We start from the raw sequence: 26,364 nt of genomic DNA on the forward strand, positions 1-26,364 counted from the left end.
AAGCCTCCTGGACCGAGTCGAACGGTCGCCACAGCAGACCGCCGAAAACGAACTCCGACGACTGGCTGAAGGAGTTGTCGAAATACGACGCTCCGACCAACACCTGTCCCCCCAGCCAGCGCTGCGGCAACCGCCATTCGAGGTAGGCCAGCTTCTGCGTGTTGTCGTGTTCGTCGTCCGGATGGAAATGCACCGTGTACAGGCTGGTCTGCAGGTAGAAGCGATCGGTCCGCCAGGGTTCGGGCGCCTCCCAGACCGAGGCCACCGCCGGCGTCACCGCCGATCCGTCAGAAGCACCGGCCGACTGCGCCGACGCCGGGCCAGTCGCACAGGCGCATATAGCGGTGAGCAGCAAAGCCAATTTCCTTGGCGCACAGGTGCAGGAAGAAAGAGTGGACATGGCACCTCGAGCAAGAGAAGTGAAGGCTATCCGATAGCGAGGTGGCGAGTATATGGCCCCCGCTCCATTACGGTCAATCCGTGATTTCACCGCCACACCGCTGACAGGACAATCGACGTCCTGCTTGACCGACCGGCAGCGCTCCGACGCTGCCAGTGCGAAGTGCTAAGATTGATCCCTCAAGACCCTCCGCCAACCACCCTGGGAGACCCCGAATGAAGCTCGAAACCCTCGCCGTACACGCCGGATACAGTCCCGAACCGACGACCAAGGCGGTTGCCGTGCCGATTTACCAGACCACATCCTATTCCTTCGACAGCACGCAACACGGTGCCGACCTGTTCGACCTCAAGGTGGCCGGCAACATCTACACGCGCATCATGAACCCGACCCAGGATGTGCTCGAAAAGCGTGTCGCGGCGATGGAAGGCGGTATCGGCGGGCTGGCCCTCGCCTCGGGGCAGGCGGCCATCACCTACGCGATCATGACGATCGCCGAGGCCGGCGACAACATCGTCTCGGCATCCACCCTCTATGGCGGTACCTACAACCTCTTCGCCCACACCTTGCCGCAATACGGCATCGAAGTCCGCTTTGCCAGCCACGCCGATGCGGCGAGTTTCGAAAGACTGATCAACGGCAGGACCAAGGCGCTCTATTGTGAATCGGTCGGCAACCCGCTCGGCAACGTCACCGACTTCGAACCGCTCGCCGAGATCGCCCACCGGCATGGCGTACCGCTGATCGTCGACAACACGGTCCCCTCCCCTTACCTGTGCCGCCCCTTCGAACACGGTGCCGACATCGTCGTCCACTCGCTGACCAAGTACATCGGCGGTCACGGCAATTCGATCGGCGGCATGATCGTTGACAGCGGACGCTTTCCCTGGGCCGAGCATAAGCTCAAATACAGGCGCCTCAACGAACCGGACGTGTCCTATCACGGCGTGGTCTACACCGAGGCACTGGGGCCGGCCGCCTTCATCGGTCGGGCCCGCGTCGTGCCGCTGCGCAACATGGGCGCGGCAATCTCGCCGCTCAACAGCTTCCTGATCCTGCAAGGCCTCGAGACGCTCCCCCTGCGCATGGACCGCATCTGCGCCAACGCCGAGAAGGTCGCCGCCTACCTGCAGGGCCACACCAGGGTGGCATGGGTCAACTATGCCGGGTTGAGCGATCATCCGGACCATCCCCTGGTACGCAAGTACATGGCAGGCAAGGCGTCCGGCATCCTGACCTTCGGCGTCAAGGGTACCGACTGCACTGGCTCCGCGGCGGGTGCCCGCTTCCAGGATGCGCTGCAGTTGTTCACCCGCCTGGTCAACATCGGCGACGCCAAGTCTCTCGCCTGCCACCCGGCATCGACCACCCACCGGCAGCTCGGGCCACTCGAACTGGCCAAGGCAGGGGTTTCCGAAGAGATGATTCGCCTGTCGGTCGGCATCGAACACATCGACGATCTGATCGCCGATCTCGAACAGGCCCTGGCAACCGTCTGAGGAGCCACAGCAACGACGCTAGCGCCTTGATATAGCAGCCGCTTCACCGTACGCAGGGCGCCGTTTTGCGATACGATGGATGCCCCTTGCCTGGCCTGTCCGCCGATGTCCGCTAGCCCGCACCGCCTGCCGCTGGTCGATCTGCGTGCCGATGACGCCGAAATCGGGCGTTATGCTACGCTGCTCGACAGCCTGGGCATTGCGCTGCTCGCCTTCGCCGCCGATGGCTCACTGCAGCAGCACAATGCGCGCGCCGGTGAACTGCTGGGCAACACTCCGACGCTCTGGCAGGACGAGAACGGCCGACCCCTGACCGATGACGAACGCCTCGAGATTCAGGTCCTGCACACCCGGCAGGCGGTTCATCAACGTGCGCTGGGCATCCTTGATCAACCGTCCGGGGCACTCACCTGGTGCAAGGCGAGCGCCTTTCCGGTGTTTGCCGACGACGACCGGTTGCACCGGGTGCTGCTGATCCTCGCCGACCTGCGGCAGTATGGCCGTGTCGCCAGTGAGACCAGGCAACTGCCCACCCACGACCCGTTGACCGAAGTCTTCAACCAGCGCTACATCCAGCTCCTGCTCGACGACGAAAGTCGCCGCGCGCGCCGCTATGGGACCCCATTCGCCGTCGCCCTGATCGCCCTCGACCATTTCGACGAGTTGAGCCAGTCGGAGGGCGCCGAGGCCGTTCTGATACGGGTGGGCAAGCTGCTTTGCAGGAGTCTGCGGGAGTTCGACATGATCGGCCGTTTCGCCGCCGACCAGTTCCTGCTGATCCTGCCCAACGTGCGGGTGAACGAAGCGATGATCGGTCTCGAACGACTGCGCGAAACGATCGAAGCGAGCAACCCGACCGCCACCCACCCCTCGTTGACGATCAGCGGCGGCGTCAGCGAATACACCGACGAGGACTCGCCGGCGCTGATCGCACGCGTCGCCTCGCTGCTCGCCGCGGCGCGCGAAGCCGGCTGCAACCGGCTCTGCGTCAACATGGATATCTTCTAGTCCAGCCCCGGCAGCGACTGACTCAGGGCAACTCCTCGACCAGCAACCAGACGTTGCGCCGATCACTGCGCTGGCTGCTACCGGCGTGCAGGCTGCCACCGCCGGCGAGGTCGGTCTGTTGACTGCTGCCCCCCAACTCGATCCACTCGCCGAGCCGGCCCGAAACGGTGGTGGAAAGGCGTTGCGTATCGATGCTGCCGTAGCTCCCGGGCGAGTCGAACTGCGGACTGATCTCCAGCGTGACACGGTCGCCGGCCAGCCTGGGAGCCGCGTAGAAGCCCTGCCCGAGGTCGCGATAGACGACCGTCTCGCTCATCACCGCACCGCGCGGCCCGACTGCCACCTGTCGGAGCGGTAGCGGCAGCGATTGCCCGACCTGAATCAGCGCCCGACCGCCCTCGACCACCTGTACCGTCTGCGTGCTGCCGACCGCCTGCGTGCCACGCCAGTCCTGCCCCTGCGCGCCGACGCTCGACGCCCCGCGGCGGATTTCGATCTTCGTGCCACCTGGCACCATGCCGGCAGGCGGCTGGACGAGGCGCCCGAACGGGTCGACCACCACGCGGCCCGCCACCTCGGCACCCTGCTGCCGGGTCTCGGCCTGACGGTTCTGGCTGACCCGGATCAGCAGGCGGCGTGCCGGTGTATCGATCGCCGCCAGGGTCTGCCTGATCTGTTCACGGTTGCGCCGCGAGGCGCGCACGATCACCTGATCGTTCATCCCGGACAGGGCGCCGCCCGGTTCGAGCAGCGGCTGCAGCGCCGGCAGCACCTGATCGAGCGTGCGATGGCGCAGGGGAATGATCTCCATCTCCTGCTGCCCATTCGCCTGCACCGGCAGCAGGGCAAACCACAGCACCGGCAGGTAACGCCGGACCAGCAGCATCACCTGCGGGCGCCTGGCCGCAGCCCATATCACTGCCGCACCCCGGCGGGCACTCACGAGAGGTGGGGCAGGCCGAGATAGTCGCGCGAACGCATCTCGGTCAGGCGGCTGGCCGTACGAAAGAACTCGCTCGCCTGGGTACCCTGCGTGTACAGGCCATCCGGAGCGCAATCGGCGGTGGCAATCAGCTTCACCTTGTGGTCATAGAAAATGTCGACCAGCCAGGTGAAACGCCGTGCCTCGGAAGCCATGCTGGCCGACATCTTCGGGATGCCGGAGAGCAGCACCGTATGATGGCCGCGCGCCAGTTCGAGGTAGTCATTCTGCGAACGAGGCCCGCCACACAACGACCGGAAGTCGAACCAGATAACGCCGTTGCCGCGCCGTCGCGTCGGGATCTGCCGCCCGAGGATTTCGATGCCGCCGTCCACGACGCCCTCGCCGCCAGCCATGGCGGCGAAGTATTCGGCCATCTTGAGCTCGGCCGCGGCATCCGCCGGAAAATGGAAGATCTCGACCTGTTCGAGCGTACGCAACCGATAGTCGATACCGGCATCGATCTCCAGCACGTCCAGGCGCGACTTGATCAGGGCAATCGTCGGCAGGAAGTTCTCGCGCTGCAGGCCGTTCGGATAGAGTCGGTCCGGCGGATAATTCGAGGTCATCACGAATACCACGCCACGCGCAAACAGGGCTTCGAGCAGGCGGCCGAGGATCATCGCATCGGCGATGTCGGAAACGTGAAATTCGTCGAAGCAGAGCAGCCGGACCTCGGTCGCGATACGCTCGGCGACCTTGAGCAGCGGATCGCTTTCGCCCTTGAGTTCGTTCAACTGGCGATGTACGCCGTGCATGAAGGCATGGAAGTGGATTCGCCGCTTCCGCCGATAAGGCACGGCGTCGAAAAAGCAGTCCATCAGGAAGCTCTTGCCGCGTCCGACGCCGCCCCAGAAATAGACGCCGCGTGGCACTGCCGGCGCCGCGAAGATGCGCCGCAGAGCACTGCGCCGCCCGACCTTGAACGACAGCAGATCATAGTACAGGCGCTGCAGGCGATCGGCCGCAGAGCGCTGTGCCACGTCCGCCCGGAAACCGCGCAGCGCGAGCAGGCCCTCGTAGGCTTCGATCATTCCCCGCTCGGGGACCTTGAGAACTCTGTGGGGCATCAGCGTCTTTCCGGTGCTCTGAGGGCATTCCTCACGGTTGTTCGACGGCCAGGCAGCCGGCGCAGGAGCGCTGCCGAGCCAGGCGCTGCTCGCCGCGGCGCTGCGGCCATTCTAAACCATCGTCGCGCCATGGGCAGGATCGGCCATTGGCGAGACCACCTCGGTGAGCGGCAGGAGGCGGATTCCCGCCGCCAGCAGCACGGAGCGAATCGCCCCGGCAGTGGCCACCGCCTGTTCTCCGTCGCCATGCACGCAAATGCTGTGAAACTCGGTCCTGATCTGCTTGCCGCCGGTGCTGACGATGGCACCAGCCTCCAGCATGCGCCACACGTGCGCCACACATTCCCCGGCGGTATGCAGCAGCGCGCCCGGCTGGCCACGCGGCACGAGATGGCCGGTGTCGGTATACGCACGGTCGGCGAAGATTTCCGCAGCCACGGGCAGACCGCCGGCGACACCGGCCAGCGCCAGTTGCGACAGGGCCGGCGCGAGCAGGATCAGTGAACGGTCATAGCTGCGGATCGCCGCCACCACGCTGCGCGCCAGCACCGCATCCTCGCACGCCATGTTGCTCAGCGCCCCATGTGGCTTGACGTGTGTCAGGCGCCCGCCCTCGGCCTGCGCAATACCGGCCAGAGCACCGATCTGGTAGATCAGCAGCGCCTCCAGTTCACTCGCCGGAAGCTGCATCACGCGTCGTCCGAAACCCTGCAGGTCGGGAAACGACGGATGCGCTCCGAGGCTGACCCCGGCCGCCAGAGCCTGGCGCACCGTCTGCCGCATCACCAGCGGATCACCGGCATGGAAGCCGCAGGCGATGTTGGCCGTACCGACGATGCGCAGCAGTTCAGCGTCATTGCCCATCCGCCAGGCACCGAAGCTCTCGCCGAGATCGGCATTGAGGTTGATATGCTTGATCATCAGTCGGCTCCTGCCGCGTTGGTGTTGGACGGCGCAGCCACCTCGTCGCCCCCGGCATCGACCACACCGCTGATCAGGTTGACAGCGTAGATGGCCTGCAGATCCAGTTCGCCGCTCTCCGCGAGCGGCCCGATGGCGGCGATCAGCGCCTGCAGTTCGGCTTCCCGCACCCGCGCCGCGCGCTCGGCGGCAGCCACCGAAACGCCGACAAAGCGCAGCGTCTGGCCCGGCGCCATCACTGCCAGCCGCGGTAGATCGGCCGAGATCACCGTGGCGATCTTCGGATAGCCACCGGCCGTCTGACCGTCGGCCAGCAACACGATCGCTTGTCCCTGCCCCGGCACCTGGATCGACCCCGGGATCGTCGCATCGGAAACGATCTCTCCCCCCTTTGCGGAGCGATGCCTGAGCAGTGGCCCATCGAGGCGCATGCCCATGCGATCGGCCGCCGCCGACACCCGGTAGGGCGCACTGAGCAAGGCGGCGATCGCCTGCTGCTCGAAGTAGTCGTCCTGCGGTCCGAGCACGACGCGGATTGCCGCCTGATCCAGACGCGGCGGCGTCCGCAACACTCTTTCGCCGGCACTGCCGGTCGCCCCCGGCAGACGGTCCCTGGCCACCAGCCAGCGCCCGTCGAGCCCCCCCAGCCCGGCACGTGCATAGGTCGACGCACTGCCGAGCTGTCGCCGCACGCAGCATCCGGCCAGTCCGAGGTAGCCAACGCGGGCGGCCGACAGCGTACCGCAGCGCAGGATCTCGCCGGGTGCCAGCGTCACGCTGCGCCAGGAGTCGAGCCGGCGTTTGCCGGCCACCGTGCTCAGCTCGGCTGAAAAATGTCCGCCCAGCGCCACCTGCACCGGCAGATCCAGTGCGCGCACCGCCAGGCCACCGGCCAGAAATTCGATCACCGGTGCATCCTGGGCATTGCCGAGCAGGGCATTGGTCAGCCGTAGCCAGCCCGGCTCCAACGCGCCGGCACGCGGCACACCGACCCGGCGCAGCCCGGACCGGCCAAGATCCTGGATCGACGCCATGCCCCCCGGACTGACGATCTCCAGCAACACAGACATCACCACTCCTCGCCCGGGCAGAGAAAGGCGAGCGGCGGCTGCGCGGCAGCGCTGAGCGCCGCCATTTGTCCGAGCAGCACCTCGTACTCGGCGGCATCGACGGCGCGCAGGCCGACCTGGTCGCCGGGCAGCAGCAGGGATGCCTGTGGCCAGGCCGGCGAAAACAGCGGCACCGGGCAGGCGCCGATCAGGTGCCAACCTCCCGGACTCTCCCACGGATAGATCGCGGTCAGCCTGCCCGCCGTCGCCACGCTACCGGCCGGCACGCGCAACCGGGGCTCGCTGCGCCGCGGACGCGCCAGTACCTGTGGCAGTTCACCCATGAACGGAAAGCCGGGCAGGAAACCAAGCATGTACACGTCGTAGATGACACCGGTATGCAGGCGGACCACCTCGCCCGGCATCAAACCACAAGCCTGCGCGAGTTCGTCGAGATCGGGCCCACAGGTAGCGATCTGGTCACCGTAGCAGACCGGCAGCTCCCAGCGGCGCCCGCGTCGCGCCGGCACGGCTGCGGACGTGCCGAGCACGGCGTGGAGTACCGGCTCGATTTCCGCACGCGTGCAGAGCAGCGGATCATAGATGACGGTCAGCGAGCGGAAGGTCGGCACGGTCTCGACGATGGCCGGCAGTTGCCCACCGGCCATCGCCCGCGCCAGAGCCTGATCGGCAGCCGCCACGGCAGCCAGGAGGGAGCGATCGATGTGCTCGCCGAACTCGATGGTCAGCGCCGTATCGCCGACATCGAGGATGCGATAGTTCATGTCTGTTCGTCTGTCTGTGCAGCGCAGCACGCCATGCTGGCGGCAGTGCACCAGCCGGCCGGGCCCTTGCGGAGCATCCTGGACACCGCCCGGCGCCTACTCGCGCATCGCCTCGGCCCAGCAATTGGGCGTTTCGTAGAGGCGCAGACGGGTGAGCCGCAGGTGGTTGCCGTAAGTATCGCGATACACCGCGTCGAGCATCGTGAACGCCTTGCGGGCGAGGTTCTCGGCGGTCGGCACGCAATCGAGCAGCACCGTCTTGTGTTCCGGCAGAGAGGCGAGAAAACGCACCACGGGCGTGTCGCCCGCATAGACCAGGAAGGCGTGATCCCAGACATCGACCACATGCTCCAGGGCCAGCGCCTTGACCTCCGAGAAATCCATCACCATGCCGTTGGCCGGGTCGCCGTCCTGCCGGATGATGTCTCCGGCAAGTGTGATCTCGAGTGCATAGCGGTGCCCATGCAGGTGGCGGCATTGGCTCCTGTGATCGGGGATGCGGTGGCCTGCGTCGAACTCGAGGCGACGGGTGATGAACATCGGAAGGACCCGGAAAAGGGAGCGACGATTATAGCACCGCCGTCTAGCACCGCCGTCCTGGCTCCTCCGGACCCCCGGCTGCGCCGCCCGATCGAGTCGAACCTCGGCAACGACGGACTGCTGCTTGATGTCGACAGCACTTACATCGCCACCGCCCGACAGCCGAGATTCGATGCCAACTCGTTGATTTTTATAAGATCGAAAACCTCGGCATGGCACTTGCTTGGATAGTTTGCAGCAATCCCGGCAAGCGCCTCCCGAACATGGAACTCAACGACCCTTTTGCCGCCCGCATGGTAGCCCAGCTCAGACTGATCGAGCGCTATCGCACCGCCGTGTTGCGTCGTGAAGGGCGCCGGCTGGACAGCGAAACGGCGGCACTGGAGTGGATCACGCGCTACGCGGCGCGCTTCCCGCCAATCGAGCATTACGCCAGGCAGCGGCCGAGCACGCCGGCTCCGGCGTCATTGGGGAATAACGCCTGGTCATGCCGCGACAATGCCGCCTGAAGACCGTGCGCCCGTCAGAACATCCTGCCGGCAAGCGCGGGCTGCCCCGCAGTACCCGCCTGATCAGTCGTTCAGCCGTGTAATCTTGTTGCCCTGCAGGCCGATGCCCGCCATCAGGCCCTTCTGGCTGAAGATGAAGGCGTAGATGTCTTCCTTCGCATTCATCGTGGTCAGCGACCTGCCCATGCCCTGGTCCACCACCACGACCGAGGGACCAACCCCAACCTCGAATCCCTCGTTGGCGGACAGGGCGGCAAGCGATTTGTGGTTCATGAAGAACATCGCATAACCAAACTGTTGGGCACCAGCCTGCAGTCCCCACGAGGCACCCGCGGTGCTATAGTAACCCACCGGGCCACCTTCGACGAACAGCACGCCCTCTCCGTACTGCCCGCCAACCACGAAACCGGCTTTGGTGATCTTCGGAAAAACGAGTACAGCCAGCGCATCCCTGGACAAGGACCTCGCCCCGGAAGTTCTGGTCACCAATTGCTGATAGGCTCGGCTCGCCTCCTGTTCGAGCGCTACCCGATCCGCTGCGATGGACTGGGCGGCAGCGACCAGACCGGCGACCAGCGCAAACAGAAACAACCGGGATTTGTGCGAGATTTGTGCAAGGACTTGTGTTTTCATGGAGTCACCCTGTCAGGAATGTTCATCAAGAAGTGGCCGCCCGCTGCGAGCGTTTTGCCATGATAATCCAAAGCGCTCCTCCTGCGGTCGGCAGGCGCGTCGCCGGCGACCTCCCGGACAGCGCCCTGTCAAGACCACTGACGCGTACGGTGGCGACCCAGACCAAGGGCTCCTTCTCGCCCGGCTTCTGCGGCGGACAGGCGAAGCTTCTGCTCGGGCCAAGCGCCTCGCCGAACTCCCAGAGCTCGAGGTCACGGTTCCGCCGGTGGAAGGCGGGGCATTGGCAGCCCCTGACTTCGACCTTCTGTCCGGCTTTGGCCATGGCATTGCACCGCCGCGAACTCACTTGACCAGCGTGACCGGCAGCACAGAGAGTGCGAGCACCCGGCTGCTGACCGACCCGAGCAGCAAGCCAGATAACGTACCCAGCCCGCGCGTACCCATCACGATTCCATCGCATCCCTGTTCCCTGGCGACCCGGACGATGGTCTCGGCGGCGGCGCCAATCTCCACCAACGGCGTGAAGCGAACACCGGCTGCCCGGAACGCCTGTCGATACTGCTGCAGGATGTCGCCACCCCGGCACCCTTCCATGGCCTCGACCTCTTCCTTCTTGAGGACACTGCGTACGCTCCAGTCATCGATTTCCGGCTGAACATTGAGCAGGACGGCCTCGAGCGACGGGCAGCCACCGGCCAAGGCAGCGACGTGCCGCACGGCACGATGGGCAGCGGCTGAGCCATCGACGGCGACCAGGGCTTTACGCATGGCGAATCTCTCCGGCAAGAAGTGACTGGCAGGAGCAAGGCGCCACCACAATGCCTCGCGTAGCCGGCGGCGTCACACCGTCCTGAAAATGCTTGACTGTCCGCCGCACAGGCAACAACCTTACCACAATCGTTCGTTCCGTCCCTGCAGGAGCGCAACCCGCACGATGGTTCATCGGCTCACGAATAGGGCGAAGTTCCTGGCGCTGACCACCTGGTGCCTGGCCCCGGCTGCGCAGGCCTCCGGCTCGCCGCAAGCCTTCGCCGTACCTGTGGAATTCCTTCTTTTTGCAGCGACGCTGCTGGGCGTCGCCCTGTTTCATCACCATGTCCTCAGGGTGGCACTCACCGGCCTGGTGATGCTTGCCTGGTACAAGATTGCCGTGACCGGCTTCAGGACTGGCGCGGGCGTCGCCGGCTTTGCCCATCACATGGCCGACGAGTGGGTGCTGCTGGTCAACCTGCTCTGCCTCCTGGTCGGTTTCGCGCTGCTGGCACGCCACTTCGAGGAGAGCGGTGTGCCGGAATCCCTGCCACGACTGCTGCCGGAAGGCTGGCTGGGACCGTTTGGCTTGCTCGCCATCATCTGGGCCCTGTCGAGCTTCCTGGACAACATTGTTGGGGCACTGATCGGCGGTACCGTGGCGGCGAGCGTGTTCAAGCGCCGGCTGCATGTCGGCTATCTGGCGGCCATCGTCGCTGCCGCCAACGCCGGTGGCGCATGGAGCGTGGTGGGCGACACCACGACAACCATGATGTGGATCGCCGGCGTCAGCCCGGTCGACCTCAGCCGTGCCATTCTGTCTTCGCTGGTGGCGCTGGTGGTATTCGGCATCCCGGCGGCTCTGCAGCAGCATGGCCACCAGCCAATCGTACGCCAACTGCAGGGTGCGCAACGCCTCGACTGGGTTCGCGTCGGCATCGTCTGCCATGTGCTGGCGACCGCGATCGGCACCAACATCATCGTCAACCTCGAGTTCCCCGAGGCCGCTGACGAGTTTCCCCTCCTCGGCGCGTCGGTGTGGGTCGCGCTGCTCTTGGCGGCACCACTACGCAGGCTGGAATGGAGCCTGCTCCCCGATGCCCTCAAGGGTTCGCTTTTCCTGCTCGCACTGGTTAGCTGCGCGTCGATGATGCCGGTCGAGGAGCTGCCTGCCGCCTCCTGGCAGACGGCGTTGAGCCTTGGCTTCGTTTCAGCCGTGTTCGACAACATCCCGCTCACCGCGATGGCCCTGAAGCAGGGAGGCTACGACTGGGGCATGCTCGCCTTCGCCGTGGGTTTCGGCGGCTCGATGCTGTGGTTTGGGTCCTCAGCCGGAGTTGCCCTGGCCAATCTTTTCCCCGAGTGCAGGTCGGCGCGCAAGTGGCTGCTTCATGGCTGGCATATCCCGCTTGGCTACCTCGCCGGCTTCTTCGCGCTGCTCCTGATGCTCGGCTGGCAACCAGCAGCGGCCCTGAAAGGGTCACCGATCCAGCCGTCGGAGGCAAGTCACTCGCCGACGCCTTAGTCAGTGGCGTGAGCTTTCCCCGGTTTCTCGTCTTCCAAAGGGTTGGGATTCATGCGACCAGTTTTTCTTGATGCTGCCGGCCGATCCAATGCGCCAGGAATTGAACTGGCGAGCGATGGCCGAGGGTCGAATGCTGCCGTTTCCGGTTGGAGAAGACCTCGGTGTACTTGAAACTCACGGCCCTCATGTCGGCATGGCTGGCGAAGGAAACGCCCTGCATCCGCTCGTTCTTGAAGCGGTTGAACCGGCGTTCGGTCGGCGCGTTGTGCCGGGCTTCGCCCTCTCGCCTGACGGCTCGCGAAACGGCGCTTCGCCTGTTTTCCCGGCAGTGGCCCTTGCGGCTCATCGAGCCGGTCATGCCGTAGTCCCGGAGCTGGTCCTGCAAGGTGTGGCTCGCGTACGGGCTGCCCCGGTGAACCTGGCGCCGGACATCGGCCAGAACGGAGCCATCGCATGGACTGTCGACATTCTTTACACCTCGTCTGATCCGCACTCGGGTGAGAAATATCAAGCCACTGAATAAATGAACATTTCGTTATTTAGCATGCCTCTTGCTTGATCTTCTCCGAATACCAATCGCGCACTCGGAAAGGCAGGAGCCGGGAATTGACCACCAGAAAGCGGTGACCAAGTCGGGAGCGGCTCGACACGCAAGCGGCATCGTTGACGTTCCACTTTTACGAAGGAGGAGCCACTCATGATCCACCGACCACATTCATACCTTTTCATCGCCGCAGCAAGCGCTACATTCCTGTTCCCGCCGGCAGCCGCTTATGGCAGCATCATCGGACTGGATCTCCATCAGGCGACTTTCGAGCAAGGTGCCCAATCGCAACCGTTCTCGGACTGGGGAGAGGCTCTGGTTACCTTTGAAGGAAAATCAACCATCCAGTATTTCAATCTCGCCAGAGACGGCGTCTGGGTGATTGAAAACGCACCGCTTGCCAGCATCGAGGGCGCAGGCGTCTCACAGTCGCTCTCGATCAATTTCGATCTCGGCAATACGCCGGACAATCCGATCACTTCGATGCTCGCCGCCTACGCTTTGACCGATTCACCAATCACTTCGCAGCCCACCAACAACACACCATTCACCATAAGGGAACGCAAGATCACCGTCGGTGGCATTGACGGCTCACCGTTCGTCCCAGGACCTGGCGTACCTTTCCTGCAACCCTTCGGTGACCCGGGATGGCTTCCGGTCGACCTGGCGGTCAACCCCGACATGGTGAACCAGGAGGTCGGCGTCGATGAGTGCGTCCCCGGGGCATTCTCGAACAGTCTCAAGTGGCTGGATGAACGCAGCAAATACGTCAGCATCCCGGAAGACAAGAAAACCGTAGCCGCGTTGAAGACAGTGGTGAATTGGCGACCGCCCACAGTCAAGGATGGCAAACCGGTACCCGGTACCGGCGGTGCAAACAATACCGGGATCCGCAAGAAAGGACCGGAGTACACAAAATACGGAGTCGTGACCAAGGAGATCCGCGCCAACGACATCGATGGACTACTGGCTGAACTGAAGCACCATGAAGACATCGAGGTAAACGGTGCAACCCACATGGCCGTACTGACCTGCGTTATCAAGCACGCGAACGGCAAGGCGACATTGTGCGTGACGCACGACACCGAGCAAGGAAAAGCAGGAGGCTTGAAAACCCAGGTGATCGGCTATGACCCGGCCAGCAGCAGCTGGCTGACCAATGCTTATGGGTTCAGGGCGGGGACGGGCGTGGACTGGTTCGTTTCCGAATCACCGGTGCCGGAACCGAAGATCTGGTGGCTGGTCGCTGCCGCGCTCTCGCTTGTGCTCGGGGTACGCAGCAGGCTGCGCCGACCGGCTCTCGACGGGCAGCCGGAGCGCGCTTGCCTCTGAAAAACCATGGCTTGACGCGCCGGCGATTGCTCTGCGGGCTTGGCGCGATCCCGGGATTGTTCAGCCTCACCACGCTTGCTGTCGAGTCGGCACCACCGGGATCGCGTGGCAAAGCCGGGAACACCGAAGCGGTCGGACAAGTCGTCCATGAGGCGGTCGCAACCAGTCCGGACGGCTCACGTGTCGCCTTCGTCCAGAAAACTGCAGGCGGCTGGCTGATCCATCTCGATCAACAGCGGTTCGGCCCGTACGAAGCGATTACGCCCGGACCGCCGGTGTTCAGTCAGGACTCGCGGCATGTCGCCTTTGCCGCACGCCGCGACGCCAGATGGCGTGTGATCAGCGACGGGAAAGAAACGGGCGACTTTGCCGGCATCCTGCAGAACAGCCTCGGCTATTCACCCGACAGCAAACGCTTGGCGTTCGTCGTCACCGAGGGCAAAAAGGTCCATGCGGTGGTCGATGGCCGCCAACAGCAAGGGTACGATTCCATCATCGACGGCCGGATTCTGTTCACTGCGGACAGCCGACGGGTCGCCTACGCGGCGTCAGTCGGTCGGCAGCAGGTTCTGGTTCTTGATGGCGAAGAGGTTCCGCCACGTTTTGACGCGATCGCTTCGCGCAGTCTGACCCTCAAACCAGACGGTGAGGGTTATGCATTCGCTGCCAGCCAGGATGGATTGTGGACCATTGCCACCGAGCAAGGCTCCCTGGGCCGGTATGCCGCAATTCTGCGGGGTGCGCCGGTGTACAGCGCCGGGGGCAAGCTGGCCTATGCGGCAAGGCTCGGAACCCGCTGGCTGATGGTGGTGGATGGCAAGGTGCTGGGCCAATACGATGCGATCGGTGCCGATTCCCTGGTCTTCAGCAAGAACGGCGAGCACGTGGTGTTCGCCGCCCGGTCCGCACATCAATGGCGCGTTTTCGTCGACGGAGCGCCGCAACAGGATTTCGATGCGCTCGGCAATGCGAGCCTCGTCGTTGGCGCCAGCGTCAACAGTGTTGCCTATGCCGGACGGCTTGGGAATGAGTGGTACGTTGTCGTGGGGGGGCAAAGAGTCGGGCCTTATGAAGCTGTGCTGCCCGGGACTCCGCTCGTCTCGCCGGACGGCGTCAGTGTCCTTTATGCTGCGCGCAGCAACGCGAAATGGAGCGTTTTCATGGCCGGGAAGGCAATCGGTTCGTTTGACGCGATTGTGCCGGGAAGCATCACCGTCAATCGATCGTCCTCCCGCCTCGCCTTCATGGCAGTTCTCGCAGGTCGTCCTTTGATCGTGAGTGCGAGAAAGGGAGCGGACGCATTTGACGTCATCAGGGATACGGGGCTCCTGATCGGCGTGAGCGCCCCCCGGTTTCCGAATCAAGACACGATCTCCTACATCGCCGAACGCGAGCAAGCATTCCGGTTGGTGGAGGTTGGCCTGCCCTGATATCGGCCGGCCTGACACCTGTTCTCGTTCATGCCGCCGGCGGGTAAGCGAAAAACGAGTCGATCAACTCGGCCAGCTTCTCCGGTCGATCATGCTGCACGTTGTGCCCACAGTCGCTGATCCGGACGATGCGGCCATTGGTGAAGGAGGCCATGCGTCGTTCCAGTTCATCGGGATGCTTTGCGAAGCGCTGCCACACGTAGCCTTCGTCGGCGATCACCAGCAGGACCGGCGCAGTCATCGCGCGCCAGCAGGCCATCACTTCCTCGACCCGATAGAGCAGCGGCGAAGGAAGCTTGTGCCAGGGGTCGCAGGCGACCACCAACTGGCCGTCGGGCCGTTCGATCGAACAGTGCGTCGCCAGAAAGGTGGCACGCTCCGGAAGAAGGCGTCGATTGAACTGCATCAGGCGCGCTGCGAGCTGCTCGCGGCTGGCGTAGGTGCGCAGTTTCGGTGTCGCACGTGCGTGGTCCAGCCATTCGCGGATACGCCCGGGCGCCTCGTGCGGCTCGTTCGGCAGCAGACCGAGAAAATCGACCATCAGCAGACCGGCAACCCGTTCGGGCCGCGCCCCGCCGTAAATGCTGGCCACCGCACCACCCATGCTGTGCCCGACGATGCGTGCCGGCGTTCCGGGGCTGTAACGGTCGAGCAGCGCGTCGAGATCGGCATAGTAGTCGGCAAACCAGTAGCGCCGGTTCAGCCACTCGCTTTGCCCATAACCGCGCCAGTCCGGCGCCACCGCATGCCACGCGTGACCGAGCGCATCGACGGTGAACTGGAAACTGGCCGACGAATCCATCCAGCCGTGCAGCATCAACAGGAGCGGCGCGCCATCCCGCCCCCAGTGGCGGACATTGCAGACGAGCCCGTTGATACGAATCTTTTCGCAGCGGAATGGGGCGAGCCTCTGCCCGGAGAGACTCATGCGCCGCGGGCAGTTGGCCAGCTCATTTCGCGGCCACCATCAGGAAAACGGGAAACTCGGTCTGGCCGGTGCTGTCGGGCTTCGACATGTGGAAAACGGTCGCGAACTCGATGCTGTGAAACCCGACTGCCTGCGCCGCGTGTTCAAGCAATCCGCGATCGAAACCGTTGTGCCCGGCGAAGCCCGGCCCGTGAAACGAGCCGTCCTCGGTGTCCAGATCCGCGACGCACAGGTAGCCCGGCGAACCCAGCAGGGCGAACAGGTCCCGCAGCAGGCCGCCGGTGTCGTCGATATGATGAAAGGTCATCAGGGAGCAGATCAGGTCGTAGCGCTCGGCCGGCAAGGGATCACTGGTCAGGTCGAGCTTCATCGAGTGCAGGTTGCTGCTGCGCGCGGCCGCGATCTTTTCGTCGAGGGTGGCCAGCATACCGGGCGAACTGTCCGCCAGGGTGATCCGACCGAGACAGGCTTGCAGGGCGAAGCCGAGCAGACCCGTTCCGCAGCCATATTCCAGGGCATGCATCTGTCGGGTCAGCGGCACTCGATTGCGGATTCCCTCGGCGACCGCAAGGGCGCGGGCCACCTTGACGGGATCGGAGTCCCAGGTCGGGGCGATTTCGTCGAACTGATGGCTCGAGTTCATGGTCATGAGCTCCGTTTGATAGATTGATGGCCGTTCGCGCTGGTCGGTACGGTGCCCTGCCCCGTCACGCCCGAAGCGAACCGGCGACCTCGGCGACGGCGTCCTGCAGCAGGGCCACGTCGTCGGCAGTCGTCCGCCAGTTGTCGAAGGCGGCGCGGATCGCGGCACGACCGTTCCATACCGTGCCGGTGACGAAGGCACGGCCATCCTGCTGGATGGCGCGCACCGCTGCGCGGTTGAGTTCATCGACCGACACATTGTCCAGCCCCGCCCGGACAATGCGAAAACAGACGATGTTGAGCGGCACCGGATTCATCAGCTCGACGCCGGGCGCCCCCGCCACCCAGCGCGCGAAGGCGGCGGCGTTGTCCACACAGCGCTCGATCATCACGCGATAGCCGGCGCGGCCGAACGCCTTGAGCGCACACCAGGCGGCAAGCCCGCGAAAACGGCGCGACATCTCCGGCACATGCGTGAAGGGATCCCAACAGCCAGCGCTGCCCAGGACGTAGGCACCGCCGGCAGCAAAGGTCTCGCGCAACAGGGCGGCATCGCGCACGAAGGCGAAGCCGCTGTCGTAGGGGACGTTCAGCCACTTGTGGGCATCCGAAGCAAGCGAGTCGGCTCGTTCGACGCCGCGGCAGAGGTGTGCCAGGCGCGGAGACGCGGCGGCGAACAGGCCGAAGGCGCCATCAACATGCAGCCAGGCACCACCGGGGTGGGTATCACGCAGATCGGCGAGGGCAGCGAGGTCATCGAAGTGTCCGCTGTTCACCTCGGCCGCGTTGCCGACGAGGATCACCGGCCCGTCGATCTCGCGCAGCAGGCCGGCCAGTGCGTCGAGGTCGACCGAGCCGCCGGGGGCGCCTACCCGACGCACCTGATTGCGGCCGAAACCGAGCGTGCCCAGGCACTTGACGGCGCTGAGATGGATCTCGCTGCTCGCCACGACAGCGATCGGTGGATGACCCGCCAGACCATCGGCGGCGGCGTCGAAACCGAGTTGCCGTCCGGCCCACTGTCGCGCCGCGGCCAAGCCGACCAGGTTGGCCATCGTCGCGCCACTGGTCAATGCGCCGGTCCATTCGGCCGGCAAGCCGAAGAGTTCCTTGAGCCAGCGCAGAACGACCAGCTCGGTCTGTGCTGCCGCCGGGCTGCTCGCCCACAGCCCGGCGTTCTGGTCGATCGCCGAGGCGAGCCAGTCGCCAGCCAGGGCGGCCGGGGTGACACCACCGGTGACGAAACCAAAGAAGCGGGGACCGGGCGAGGCGGTGATGCCGCGCTCGGCCCGGGCAAACCATTCATCGACCACGTCGGCCGGGTCTGTGCCGCTCTCCGGCAAGGTTTCGTCGAGAGCCGCCCGCATCGCTTCCGGCGAGGAAACGTGACTGACCGGACGCTCCGGCAAGGAAGCCAGAAAAGCATCGGCCAGCGCGTGCGCCCTGGTCAGCGCCGTGGCCATCGCCGCGCCGGCGGTCGGGTCGTTTCCTGCGTTCATGTTTCAGATTCTCCGGGAAGTGATGACAGCAGGCCGGCACAACGGAATCGCCGGCGGTCAAGGCCGCCGACAGTATCGCCGCGGCTGGAAACCCGAGTCAATTCGACATCCCGCGACGGCAGGATCATCATAGTCGATGGCCAGGGAGCGCCGGCAAGACTTCGCCCCCAAGCTGGCAGTTCTGTGCAGGTAATGACCCGACCCGCGCGCACACGTTCCGCCTGCCCGTCCTCATCGGTCCTGGCCCAGGCCTTCGTACTCCGCGATCACCTGCGCGCCGAGCAGGAGCAGCGTGGCGGCAATCTCCATGCTGAACATCGCCACCACAGCCGTCGCCAACGGCCCGTAAACGAGGCTCGCCTTCGACAGCGTGGTGAAAAACCAGACCAGGATCTGGCGGATCACTTCCCAGATGAGCGTCGCCGTACAGCCACCGAACAGGGCGTGGCGCAGAGGCACCCGCCCCACCGGCAGGATGAGGTAGATCGCGGTGAGGATGCCGACCTCGGCGCTCAGCCCAACGAGATAGAGCAGGTCACCGGCAAGGCCGCGCAGCGACCACTCCCGACCGAGGAGATTGAGGTTTTCCCGGGCCATCGCCTCGAGTGCAATCGAGGCGATGGTCACGGCAAGCAGAGCGACCCCGAGCAGGACGACGAAACAGTAGGGCAGCACGGCGGAGATCAGGAAGTGTCGTTTTTCGAGCACCACCCGGTGCGCAAAGATGACCGCCATCGCTTTTTCCAGCACCGAGAAGGCGAGCGAGCTGAAGAACAGCATGGTGACCAGGAGGACCGCACCGATCGCCGCACGCTGCTGCATGAACTTGGCAACTTCTTCGAGAAAGATGGACGACTGGCTGGGCACCACCCATTCAAGGTAACGTCCGAGCGTGGCGAGCAATTCCGCCTGATCGACCAGGTGCGACAGCGCGATCACCGAAAGGATGAGCAGCGGCACCACCGACAGCAAGGCGTAATACGCGATCGCAGCGGCCAGCAGCAGACCCTGATTGTGGCTGAAGCTGCGCAGCGTCTGCCGGGCAAACGCCGCCGGGTGCATGAGCACCTGCCGGGACGACGGGCTGAGGAGGCGTATGCTGAAAGGTGAATACACTGTCGTTGACCGGCATGATCCCGCAAAGCCGCTGGCGTGACCGGCAGTATGCCCGACCCTGGAGCGCCGTGGTAGGGCAATGAACAGCCCGCCGCCTGCGCTACACTCGAACCAGATCGTCGAGGAGAACGGCATGAGGGAAAAGGACCTGGAGATCATCGAGCGCGAAGTCTGCTACCAGGGTTTCTATCGACTGGAACGGCTGCGCCTGCGCCACCGCCTGTTCGCCGGCGGGATGAGCCCGCCGATCGTGCGCGAGGTGATCGAAAAGGGCGATGTCGCGGCGGTGCTGCTCTACGACCCGCGACGCGACGAGGTGGTGATGATCGAACAGTTCCGCATCGGCGCACGCGACGACCCGCGTGGCCCCTGGCTGCTGGAGATCGTCGCCGGTCTGATCGAGCCCGGCGAAACCCCCGAGCAGGTGGCGCGGCGCGAGGCACTCGAGGAGGCGGGCTGTACGGTGGGCGAGTTGCTGCCGATCAGCCGTTTCTACACCAGCCCGGCGAAGACCGCGCAGCGCACGCACCTCTTCCTCGGGCGGGTTGACAGTTCCAGGGCCGGTGGCCTGCACGGACTGGCCGAAGAAGGCGAGGACATCCGCGTCGTCCGCCTCGCCGCCGCACAGGCACTCGCTCTCGCCGAGCAGGGGCGAACCGACTCCTCCTGGCCTCTGATCGCCCTCTTCTGGTTCGCCGGCCACCGGGACGAGATCCGCAGGCAGTGGCTGGCCGCTGACCATGTCGGCATCAGGACCCCGCTCGTCTGATCGCGCCAGGAGGTGGCCGACCGCATCCGACCGATCATCCGGACGTGCCCACGCTCAGCGGACTCCCTGTCTGCGCTTCGTCTATACTCTTCCACTGGCCTCACCGATTCCAGCCACAGTCAGCGGAGCGTGAAAAGATGTTCGCAAAACTCGCCGCCGGTGCTCTTCTCACCGGCCTGATGGCCATTGCCGTCTCGTCCTGCGACGCCGACCGGCTGAACAAGCTGCGTCCCGGCAGCAGCACCCTCGACGAAGTGCGACAGGTCATGGGCAACCCGAAGCTCGAGTGGCGCCATGACGACGGCTCGCGCGTCTGGGAGTATCCGCGCACGCCGGAAGGCATGGTCAACTACCTGCTGGTCATCGGCCCTGACGACATCCTGCGCGAAGTGCGCCAGGTGCTGACCGAGGAGAATTTCAAGAAGGTCAAGCCCGGGATGACCACCGACGCGGTGCGCTACCTGCTCGGCCAGCCGGCACACGAAGTCCGCTACCCGCTGCAGCAGGAAACCGTCTGGGACTGGAAAACCAGGGTCGACCCGGGGATGGTGTGGTACTTCAATGTGCATTTCAATGACAGCGGGACGGTCACCAGGACCAGCACCAACTTCGTTTCGGGTGGTTGACGCGGCGGCCGGCGCCTCGGCCGCGGCCGCGGTCGCGCCCTCCTACCCGGTGACTGGCCCGCGCGCCAGTTCGGCCAGCAGGCCGCCCGCCGCCAGTTCACAGAGATCGACCACCCGTTCGAAACCGGATTCGGCGCCATAGTAGGGATCGGGGATCTCGGAGATGCCGAGACCTCTGGCGTAGTCGAGAAACAGGCCGAGATTCGACCGGCTCTCGGCCGGACACTGGCGGCGCAACGACGCCAGGTTGGACTCGTCCATCGCCAGGATGCGGTCGAAGCGGTCGAAGTCTGCCCCGATCACCGAACGCGCACGCAAGCGCGACAGGTCGTAGCCACGCCGGGCGGCCACCCGCCTGGCCCGTGCATCGGGCGCCTCGCCGGCGTGGTAATGGCCGTGCGTGCCGGCCGAGTCGAACTCCAGCGCCGGCCCCAGACCCAGACCCTGCCGCTGCGCCATGGTCCGGGTGACGGCCTCGGCAATCGGCGAACGGCAGATGTTGCCCATGCAGACAAAAAGGATTCGATATCGGCTGCCCACTACTGTCTTTCCTGATCAAGGTTGCTTGTCCGGGCGGGCCACGGCCCGCGCAACGAGCCTCCCTGTCCGACCGGTCCGGCCGCCACCCGCCGGCCGCACCCTAGTCGACCACACCCGCGTCGCCATCGGGAAACAGCTCCTCGACGAAACCGAAGCGGCTGAAGTCCCTGATCCGCATCGGATAGAGGATACCGTCGAGGTGATCGCATTCATGCTGCACGACGCGCGCGTGGAAACCGCTGACGGTGCGCTCGAGCGGCCGGCCAAAGGCATCGACACCGGCGTAGTGCAGCCGGCTCCAGCGCGGCACCCGGCCCCGCAAACCGGGCACCGAGAGACAGCCTTCCCAACCCTCCTCGATCTCGGTCGACAGGGGCGTCAGCACCGGGTTGATCAGCACCGTGCGCGGCACCGGCTCGGCATCCGGATAGCGCGGGTTGCGCTCGACGCCGAAAATCACCAGCCGCAGGTCGACACCGATCTGCGGCGCGGCCAGCCCGGCGCCGTCGAGATGGTGCATGGTCTCTTCCAGGTCGGCAATCAGGGCGTGCAGCTCGGGCCGATCGAAGTGCTCGACCGCTTTCGCCTGCCGCCACAGGCGGGGATCCCCCATGCGCAGGACTGCTCTAATCATCGCTCGCCAGCATCGTCCGGATGATCGCCCGCACCCGTTCCATCGCCCGATCGAGCACGTCGTGGATGGCCTCGAGGCTGACGCCCTGGCGGCTGTCGCCGCGTCCTGCGGCGTAGTTGGCGACCACGTTGATCGCCGCATAGGGAAGCCCCAGCTCGCGGGCCAGAATCGCTTCCGGCATGCCGGTCATGCCCACCACATCGGCACCATCGCGCTCGAGGCGGTTGATCTCGGCCGCCGTTTCCAGACGCGGTCCCTGTGTTGCGGCATAGACCGCGTCCACGCGGACCAGGGCACCGATTGCCGTCGCCGCTTCGGCCAGTTGCCGGCGCAGGAGCGGATCGTAGGGCTCGGTGAAATCGACGTGGGTGACCACACTGTCCGGTCCTTCGTGATAGGTCGACGGGCGTCCCCAAGTATAGTCGATGATCTGATGCGGCAGCACCAGATCGCCCGGCCGGAGGTCCGGATGGATACTCCCGACGGCCGCCACCGAGACGATGCCAACCGGTTCGCATTCGCACAGGGCCCAGATGTTCGCCCGATAATTGACCTGGTGCGGCGGGATGCTGTGTGCGTCGCCATGGCGTGCGAGAAACACCGCCGGCCGGCCGGCAACGTGGCCGAAGGTCAGCGCCGCCGACGGTTCGCCCCAGGGCGTCCGGGCCCGCCGACGATGCGACACTTCGAGCGCCGAAAACTGGCTCAGACCGCTGCCGCCGATGATCGCCAGCATCTCACTCCTCCCGCATGGCGTAGATCGCCGGCAGATTGCGCCAGGCGCCGCGCACGTCCATGCCGTAGCCGAAGAGAAAACGGTCGGGCACGGTCAGTGCGACGAAATCCGCCGTGATCGGCTTCTTCCTGCCGATCAGCTTGTCGGCCACCACCGCCGTGTAGCAGGCGTCGGCACCGCGTTCGAGCAGCCGTTGGCAAATGGCGGCAAGCGTGATTCCTTCATCCAGGATGTCGTCGACCAGCAGCACCGTTCGTCCGTTGACCGGGGTCGACGGCTCCCTGCGCCAGAGCAGCTCGCCGCCCACCGTCTGTTGACCGTAGCGGGTCGCGTCGACGTAGTCGAAGTCGAGCGGGAAGGTCAGTTGCGTCATCAACTGACCGGCAAAGGGCACACCGCCATTCATCACGCAGAGCAGCAGGGGATTGCTGTCGCGCAGCTTGGCGCTGATCCGGCGCGCCACGCTGCTCACCGCAGCAGCCACCGCATCGGCCGAATGGATCATGTCGGCCGCTGCGAGAATGGTCATCGCCTGGCGGGGATCGCTCATCTCGTCTCCCGGCGATCTGCCGACAACGCGCTGCGGCTCGCGCCACCGGCGCCGGGCGAGCGAGGGTCGAACGCGGCCGACCGGATCATGGCACCGACCGCCCGGGTGTGAGCAAGGCGAGCATCTGCCCTTCGTCGATCACCGGTACACCCAGCGATTGCGCCTTTTCGAGCTTGCTGCCGGCCTCGGCACCGGCTACCACGAAATCGGTTTTCTTCGATACCGAGGCGCTGACCTTGCCACCGGCCGCCTCGATCATCTGCCTGGCGGCATCGCGGCCGAGCGACGGCAGTGTGCCGGTCAACACGAAGAGCTTGCCGGCCACGCTCCCGGCCACCGGAGCAGTCGCCTCGCCTGCAGTCCAGTTGACGCCGGCCGCACGCAACTGCGCGATGACCTCGAGATTGTGCGGCTCGCTGCAGAACTGGCGGATGCATTGTGCGACGACCGGGCCGACATCCGGCACCTGCAGCAGTTGCCCCTGGTCGGCGGCGAGCAGGCGGTCCAGACTGCCGAAATGACGTGCCAGATCGCGCGCCGTCGCCTCGCCGACGTTGCGCATGCCGAGCGCGTAGATGAAGCGGGCCAGTGTCGTCTGCTTGCTCTGCTCGATCGCCGCCAGCAGATTGCTGGCCGACTTCTCGGCCATCCGTGCCAGATTGGCCAAAGCCAGCAGGCCGAGCCGGTAGAGATCGGCCGGCGTGCGCACGATGGCGGCTTCGATCAGTTGTTCGACCAGCCTGTCGCCCAGACCCTCGATGTCCATCGCCCGCCGCGAGGCGAAATGCAGCAGCGCCTGCTTGCGCTGCGCCGGGCAATACAGACCGCCAGTGCAGCGCGCCACCGCCTCGTCATCGTTGCGCACCGCCAGTGAACCGCACACCGGGCAAGTGGTCGGCATGACGAAGGCCGTGGCGGACGCCGGGCGTCGTTCGGGCAGGACACGGGCAAGCTCCGGAATCACGTCGCCAGCCCGGCGCACGACGACCGTGTCACCGATGCGCACATCCTTGCGGCGGATCTCGTCCTCATTGTGCAGCGTCGCATTGGTCACCGTGACGCCACCGACGAAAACCGGCATCAAGCGTGCCACCGGCGTCAGCGCACCGGTCCGGCCGACCTGGATCGAGATGTCGAGCAGCGTGGTGATCGCCTCCTCGGCCGGGAACTTGTGCGCCAGAGCGAAGCGCGGCGCACGCGAGACGAAGCCGAGGCGCTCCTGCGCCGCCAGATCGTCGACCTTGTAAACGACACCGTCGATGTCATAGGGCAGCGCCACGCGCCGTGCGCCCATGTCGGCATAATAGGCGAGCAGACCGGCAGGACCACTGACCCGGCGACGTTCCGGCGCCACCGGGAAACCCCATTCGGCGAGACGTTCGAGCAATGCCGAGTGGGTCGCCGGCAAGGCCGCGCCAGCGGCCACAGCGATACCGTAGGCGAAGAAACGCAGCGGCCGCGCCGCGGTGATGCGCGGGTCGAGCTGGCGGAGGCTGCCGGCCGCGGCATTGCGTGGATTGACGAACTCCTTGTCGCCCTTTTCCCGCTGGCGGGCATTCATCCGTACAAAGTCGCTGTGCCACATCAGCACCTCGCCGCGCACCTCGAGCAGCTCCGGCCAGCCACTGCCCCGCAGGTGCAGCGGGATGCTGTGCAAGGTGCGCAGGTTGGCGGTCACGTCCTCGCCGCGGCTGCCGTCGCCGCGCGTCGCGCCACGCGTCAGGCTGCCCTGCTCGTAGGACAGGCTGACCGCCAGCCCATCGAACTTGGGTTCGGCCACGTAGGAGACCTCGTCATCGACCGCCAGCCCCTCGCGCACGCGGCGGTCGAACGCCATTACCTCGTCATCGGCAAAGGCGTTGTTGAGCGACAGCATCGGCGTCACATGAAGCACCGCCGCGAACCCGGTGAGCGGCGCCGCGCCGACCCGCTGTGTCGGCGAGTCGCTGCGCACCAGTTCGGGGTGGTCGGCTTCGAGCGCCTGCAACTCGCGGAACAGGCGATCGTACTCGGCATCGCTGATCAGCGGCGCGTCGAGCACGTAATAACGGTAGTTGTGCTCGTCGATCTCGGCGCGCAGGATGCAAGCCCGCTCGCTGGCGTTCATTCCCGGCTCCGCCGCGCTCAGGAGAAGAGGCGCTGTGCCAGTGCCCCGCCAGCCGGCAAGTGACGATGTGCCATAGCCAACTGGTATTGCAGCACCTGCCGGCGGATCGGTTCGATCGCCGCCTCCGACAACGACCGCCGGTTGTCATCGACCAGGGCGCCGTGCAGTGCATCGGCGAAACGCCGTGCCTGCTCGACCATCTGGCTCAGCACACGGTCACCGTTGGCGACACGCGGCACGTCGAGCAGGAAAGTGATGCCGTGAGTGGCCAGGCTGCGTAGCGACTCGGCAGCAAAGCCCTGCGTCTCCTGGTTGAGTAGCGCATAGAGCAGTCGGCCTTCTTCGTCGCAGCGGGCGAAGCGCCCCGCACCGTCAAGCGCCATGCCGGCCGACTCGGCCAGGCTGCGCAGCTTGGTGCCGGGGAACACCTGCCCCTGACTGATCACGTTGATGCCGATCTGGATGTCGACACCGGCGCAGAACTCGTCGAGCTGCGCCGCCATCCGCAAGGCGGGCTCGCGCTGCGGCAACTCGGCAGCACCCATCAGCTCGCTCGCCAGGTCCTGGATGGTCACCTGAAAGACCGACAGGTCACTGTCACGCAGCGGACCCTTGCGGTCTACCAGTTGCAGCCCGACACGGATGTGCCGATAGGCGGCCTCGCCCTCCTCGACGATCGGTTCCCAGGCCTGCGCCTGCTCGTTGAAGCCGATCCAGTGCAAGGGTTTGCCGAGTCGCGCCAGTACACCGCGCCGCGCCTCGACGATCTGGTCGCCGGGGGTCGGTTCGGATACCTCAAGTGCGGCAATGTAATCGATCGCCGGCGACAGAACGCAAAGCGGCGCTCCCGCCACGCCGACCGCCCGCTCGCCGGGCGCAACCACGGCGACGGACGCGCCGACCGGCTCCTCGGCGGACTCCCGGCCGTGCTCCTCGGCCGACGGCTCGCCGGCCGCCCGCAACCTGGGCTCGACCCGATCCTGCCCGGCCCGCGCGGCGACGCCAGCCGCCTGCGGCGACGCATCGCCCACCCCGGCTGCGGCGGACGCCGCGCGCGACACGCGCTCGCCACCCTCGCCACCGGGCGCCGCTTCGTCGAGCAGGATGTCTGCCTGGCGAGCGTTGAGCAACTGCTCGGCCAGTTTGCGATGCTGGTGTTCCTGCCACTTGTTGTAGGCCAGGACGCCGACCACCGCGACGCCTCCGAGGCCGATCAAACCGATTTGCAAGTCAGTCATGT

The 26,364-nt window shown here is 65.5% G+C and carries 27 protein-coding genes and 1 pseudogene; 8 read left to right on the forward strand and 20 right to left on the reverse strand.

Annotated features, from left to right (window positions below):
• Window positions 1-355: pseudogene (locus JNK99_RS14375) on the reverse strand (hypothetical protein); the annotation flags it as partial.
• 260 nt (window positions 356-615) lie between these two features.
• Between JNK99_RS14375 and JNK99_RS14380 the strand changes: the two are divergent.
• Together JNK99_RS14380 and JNK99_RS14385 are read left to right on the forward strand one after the other, a co-directional pair.
• Window positions 616-1,899, forward strand: a complete 1,284-nt coding sequence (locus JNK99_RS14380; RefSeq protein WP_291854251.1) for an aminotransferase class I/II-fold pyridoxal phosphate-dependent enzyme — start codon at window positions 616-618, stop codon at window positions 1,897-1,899.
• 105 nt (window positions 1,900-2,004) lie between these two features.
• Window positions 2,005-2,907, forward strand: coding sequence for a GGDEF domain-containing protein (locus tag JNK99_RS14385; RefSeq protein ID WP_291854252.1), 903 nt, complete (start codon window positions 2,005-2,007; stop codon window positions 2,905-2,907).
• Window positions 2,908-2,929: 22 nt separating this feature from the next.
• Here the strand turns inward: JNK99_RS14385 and JNK99_RS14390 are convergent, their stop codons facing one another.
• The 6 genes from JNK99_RS14390 to queD form a co-directional block, all read right to left on the reverse strand.
• Window positions 2,930-3,793, reverse strand: a complete 864-nt coding sequence (locus tag JNK99_RS14390) for a secretin N-terminal domain-containing protein (protein ID WP_291854326.1) — start codon at window positions 3,791-3,793, stop codon at window positions 2,930-2,932.
• 53 nt (window positions 3,794-3,846) lie between these two features.
• Window positions 3,847-4,959, reverse strand: a complete 1,113-nt coding sequence (gene zapE, locus JNK99_RS14395) for a cell division protein ZapE (protein WP_291854253.1) — start codon at window positions 4,957-4,959, stop codon at window positions 3,847-3,849.
• A 111-nt stretch (window positions 4,960-5,070) separates the two neighbouring features.
• Window positions 5,071-5,880: a 5-oxoprolinase subunit PxpA gene (locus JNK99_RS14400; protein ID WP_291854254.1), complete on the reverse strand. Its 810-nt coding sequence runs from the start codon at window positions 5,878-5,880 to the stop codon at window positions 5,071-5,073.
• Window positions 5,880-6,950 carry a biotin-dependent carboxyltransferase family protein gene (locus JNK99_RS14405; protein WP_291854255.1) on the reverse strand — a complete coding sequence of 357 codons (1,071 nt, stop codon included), beginning with the start codon at window positions 6,948-6,950 and terminating at the stop codon, window positions 5,880-5,882. The genes JNK99_RS14400 and JNK99_RS14405 overlap by 1 nt, the downstream gene beginning before the upstream one ends.
• Complete coding sequence (pxpB, locus tag JNK99_RS14410; protein ID WP_291854256.1) at window positions 6,950-7,714, reverse strand: 5-oxoprolinase subunit PxpB; 765 nt, start codon at window positions 7,712-7,714, stop codon at window positions 6,950-6,952. The genes JNK99_RS14405 and pxpB overlap by 1 nt, the downstream gene beginning before the upstream one ends.
• A 96-nt stretch (window positions 7,715-7,810) precedes the next feature.
• Complete coding sequence (queD, locus tag JNK99_RS14415) at window positions 7,811-8,254, reverse strand: 6-carboxytetrahydropterin synthase QueD (RefSeq protein ID WP_291854257.1); 444 nt, start codon at window positions 8,252-8,254, stop codon at window positions 7,811-7,813.
• A gap of 212 nt (window positions 8,255-8,466) precedes the next feature.
• Between queD and JNK99_RS14420 the strand changes: the two genes are divergently transcribed.
• Window positions 8,467-8,763 (forward strand): hypothetical protein, encoded by a 297-nt coding sequence (locus JNK99_RS14420; protein WP_291854258.1) that lies wholly within the window; start codon window positions 8,467-8,469, stop codon window positions 8,761-8,763.
• Between the two features lie 63 nt (window positions 8,764-8,826).
• On the opposite strand, the gene JNK99_RS14425 is transcribed toward JNK99_RS14420, so the two are convergent.
• Entirely contained in the window at window positions 8,827-9,396 is a 570-nt protein-coding gene (locus JNK99_RS14425; protein WP_291854259.1) for a lipid-binding SYLF domain-containing protein, read from the reverse strand.
• A gap of 342 nt (window positions 9,397-9,738) precedes the next feature.
• On the reverse strand, window positions 9,739-10,164 hold the full coding sequence (locus JNK99_RS14430; RefSeq protein WP_291854260.1) for a universal stress protein: 426 nt from the start codon (window positions 10,162-10,164) through the stop codon (window positions 9,739-9,741).
• 166 nt (window positions 10,165-10,330) lie between these two features.
• On the opposite strand from JNK99_RS14430, the gene JNK99_RS14435 reads away from it, so the two are divergent.
• The gene (locus tag JNK99_RS14435) at window positions 10,331-11,671 is read left to right on the forward strand and encodes a citrate transporter (protein WP_291854261.1); all 1,341 of its coding nucleotides are present in this window, start codon (window positions 10,331-10,333) and stop codon (window positions 11,669-11,671) included.
• Window positions 11,672-11,720: 49 nt separating this feature from the next.
• On the opposite strand, the gene JNK99_RS17705 is transcribed toward JNK99_RS14435, so the two are convergent.
• A complete protein-coding gene (locus JNK99_RS17705) occupies window positions 11,721-12,029 on the reverse strand; it encodes an IS3 family transposase (protein WP_366518766.1) in 309 nt (102 codons plus the stop codon).
• Between the two features lie 339 nt (window positions 12,030-12,368).
• On the opposite strand from JNK99_RS17705, the gene JNK99_RS14445 reads away from it, so the two are divergent.
• Window positions 12,369-13,547, forward strand: coding sequence for a hypothetical protein (locus JNK99_RS14445; protein ID WP_291854263.1), 1,179 nt, complete (start codon window positions 12,369-12,371; stop codon window positions 13,545-13,547).
• 335 nt (window positions 13,548-13,882) lie between these two features.
• Window positions 13,883-14,977, forward strand: a complete 1,095-nt coding sequence (locus tag JNK99_RS14450) for a hypothetical protein (protein WP_291854264.1) — start codon at window positions 13,883-13,885, stop codon at window positions 14,975-14,977.
• A gap of 28 nt (window positions 14,978-15,005) precedes the next feature.
• On the opposite strand, the gene JNK99_RS14455 is transcribed toward JNK99_RS14450, so the two are convergent.
• From JNK99_RS14455 to JNK99_RS14470, 4 genes are all read right to left on the reverse strand, one after another.
• Entirely contained in the window at window positions 15,006-15,905 is a 900-nt protein-coding gene (locus JNK99_RS14455) for an alpha/beta hydrolase (RefSeq protein ID WP_291854265.1), read from the reverse strand.
• Window positions 15,906-15,927: 22 nt separating this feature from the next.
• The gene (locus tag JNK99_RS14460) at window positions 15,928-16,548 is read right to left on the reverse strand and encodes a class I SAM-dependent methyltransferase (protein ID WP_291854266.1); all 621 of its coding nucleotides are present in this window, start codon (window positions 16,546-16,548) and stop codon (window positions 15,928-15,930) included.
• A gap of 64 nt (window positions 16,549-16,612) precedes the next feature.
• Complete coding sequence (locus JNK99_RS14465) at window positions 16,613-18,046, reverse strand: pyridoxal-dependent decarboxylase (RefSeq protein ID WP_291854267.1); 1,434 nt, start codon at window positions 18,044-18,046, stop codon at window positions 16,613-16,615.
• A gap of 231 nt (window positions 18,047-18,277) precedes the next feature.
• Complete coding sequence (locus tag JNK99_RS14470) at window positions 18,278-19,108, reverse strand: YihY/virulence factor BrkB family protein (protein WP_291854268.1); 831 nt, start codon at window positions 19,106-19,108, stop codon at window positions 18,278-18,280.
• 187 nt (window positions 19,109-19,295) lie between these two features.
• On the opposite strand from JNK99_RS14470, the gene JNK99_RS14475 reads away from it, so the two are divergent.
• Complete coding sequence (locus JNK99_RS14475) at window positions 19,296-19,931, forward strand: NUDIX domain-containing protein (protein ID WP_291854269.1); 636 nt, start codon at window positions 19,296-19,298, stop codon at window positions 19,929-19,931.
• 137 nt (window positions 19,932-20,068) lie between these two features.
• Complete coding sequence (gene bamE / locus JNK99_RS14480) at window positions 20,069-20,557, forward strand: outer membrane protein assembly factor BamE (RefSeq protein ID WP_291854270.1); 489 nt, start codon at window positions 20,069-20,071, stop codon at window positions 20,555-20,557.
• Window positions 20,558-20,599: 42 nt separating this feature from the next.
• Here bamE and JNK99_RS14485 read toward each other — a convergent pair whose 3' ends face one another.
• The 6 genes from JNK99_RS14485 to JNK99_RS14510 form a co-directional block, all read right to left on the reverse strand.
• Complete coding sequence (locus tag JNK99_RS14485) at window positions 20,600-21,097, reverse strand: low molecular weight protein-tyrosine-phosphatase (protein ID WP_291854272.1); 498 nt, start codon at window positions 21,095-21,097, stop codon at window positions 20,600-20,602.
• 100 nt (window positions 21,098-21,197) lie between these two features.
• On the reverse strand, window positions 21,198-21,731 hold the full coding sequence (gene def, locus JNK99_RS14490) for a peptide deformylase (RefSeq protein WP_291854274.1): 534 nt from the start codon (window positions 21,729-21,731) through the stop codon (window positions 21,198-21,200).
• Window positions 21,724-22,467, reverse strand: coding sequence for an S-methyl-5'-thioinosine phosphorylase (locus tag JNK99_RS14495; RefSeq protein ID WP_291854276.1), 744 nt, complete (start codon window positions 22,465-22,467; stop codon window positions 21,724-21,726). Before JNK99_RS14495 ends, def begins: the two co-directional genes overlap by 8 nt.
• A 1-nt stretch (window position 22,468) precedes the next feature.
• Window positions 22,469-23,017 (reverse strand): hypoxanthine-guanine phosphoribosyltransferase, encoded by a 549-nt coding sequence (locus JNK99_RS14500; RefSeq protein WP_291854278.1) that lies wholly within the window; start codon window positions 23,015-23,017, stop codon window positions 22,469-22,471.
• Window positions 23,018-23,102: 85 nt separating this feature from the next.
• Window positions 23,103-25,124: an NAD-dependent DNA ligase LigA gene (gene ligA / locus JNK99_RS14505; RefSeq protein ID WP_291854280.1), complete on the reverse strand. Its 2,022-nt coding sequence runs from the start codon at window positions 25,122-25,124 to the stop codon at window positions 23,103-23,105.
• A 17-nt stretch (window positions 25,125-25,141) separates the two neighbouring features.
• Window positions 25,142-26,362 carry a cell division protein ZipA C-terminal FtsZ-binding domain-containing protein gene (locus JNK99_RS14510; RefSeq protein WP_291854282.1) on the reverse strand — a complete coding sequence of 407 codons (1,221 nt, stop codon included), beginning with the start codon at window positions 26,360-26,362 and terminating at the stop codon, window positions 25,142-25,144.
• Window positions 26,363-26,364 lie beyond the last annotated feature (2 nt).

The organism is Accumulibacter sp., assembly GCF_016789985.1.
Classification (GTDB): domain Bacteria; phylum Pseudomonadota; class Gammaproteobacteria; order Burkholderiales; family Rhodocyclaceae; genus Accumulibacter.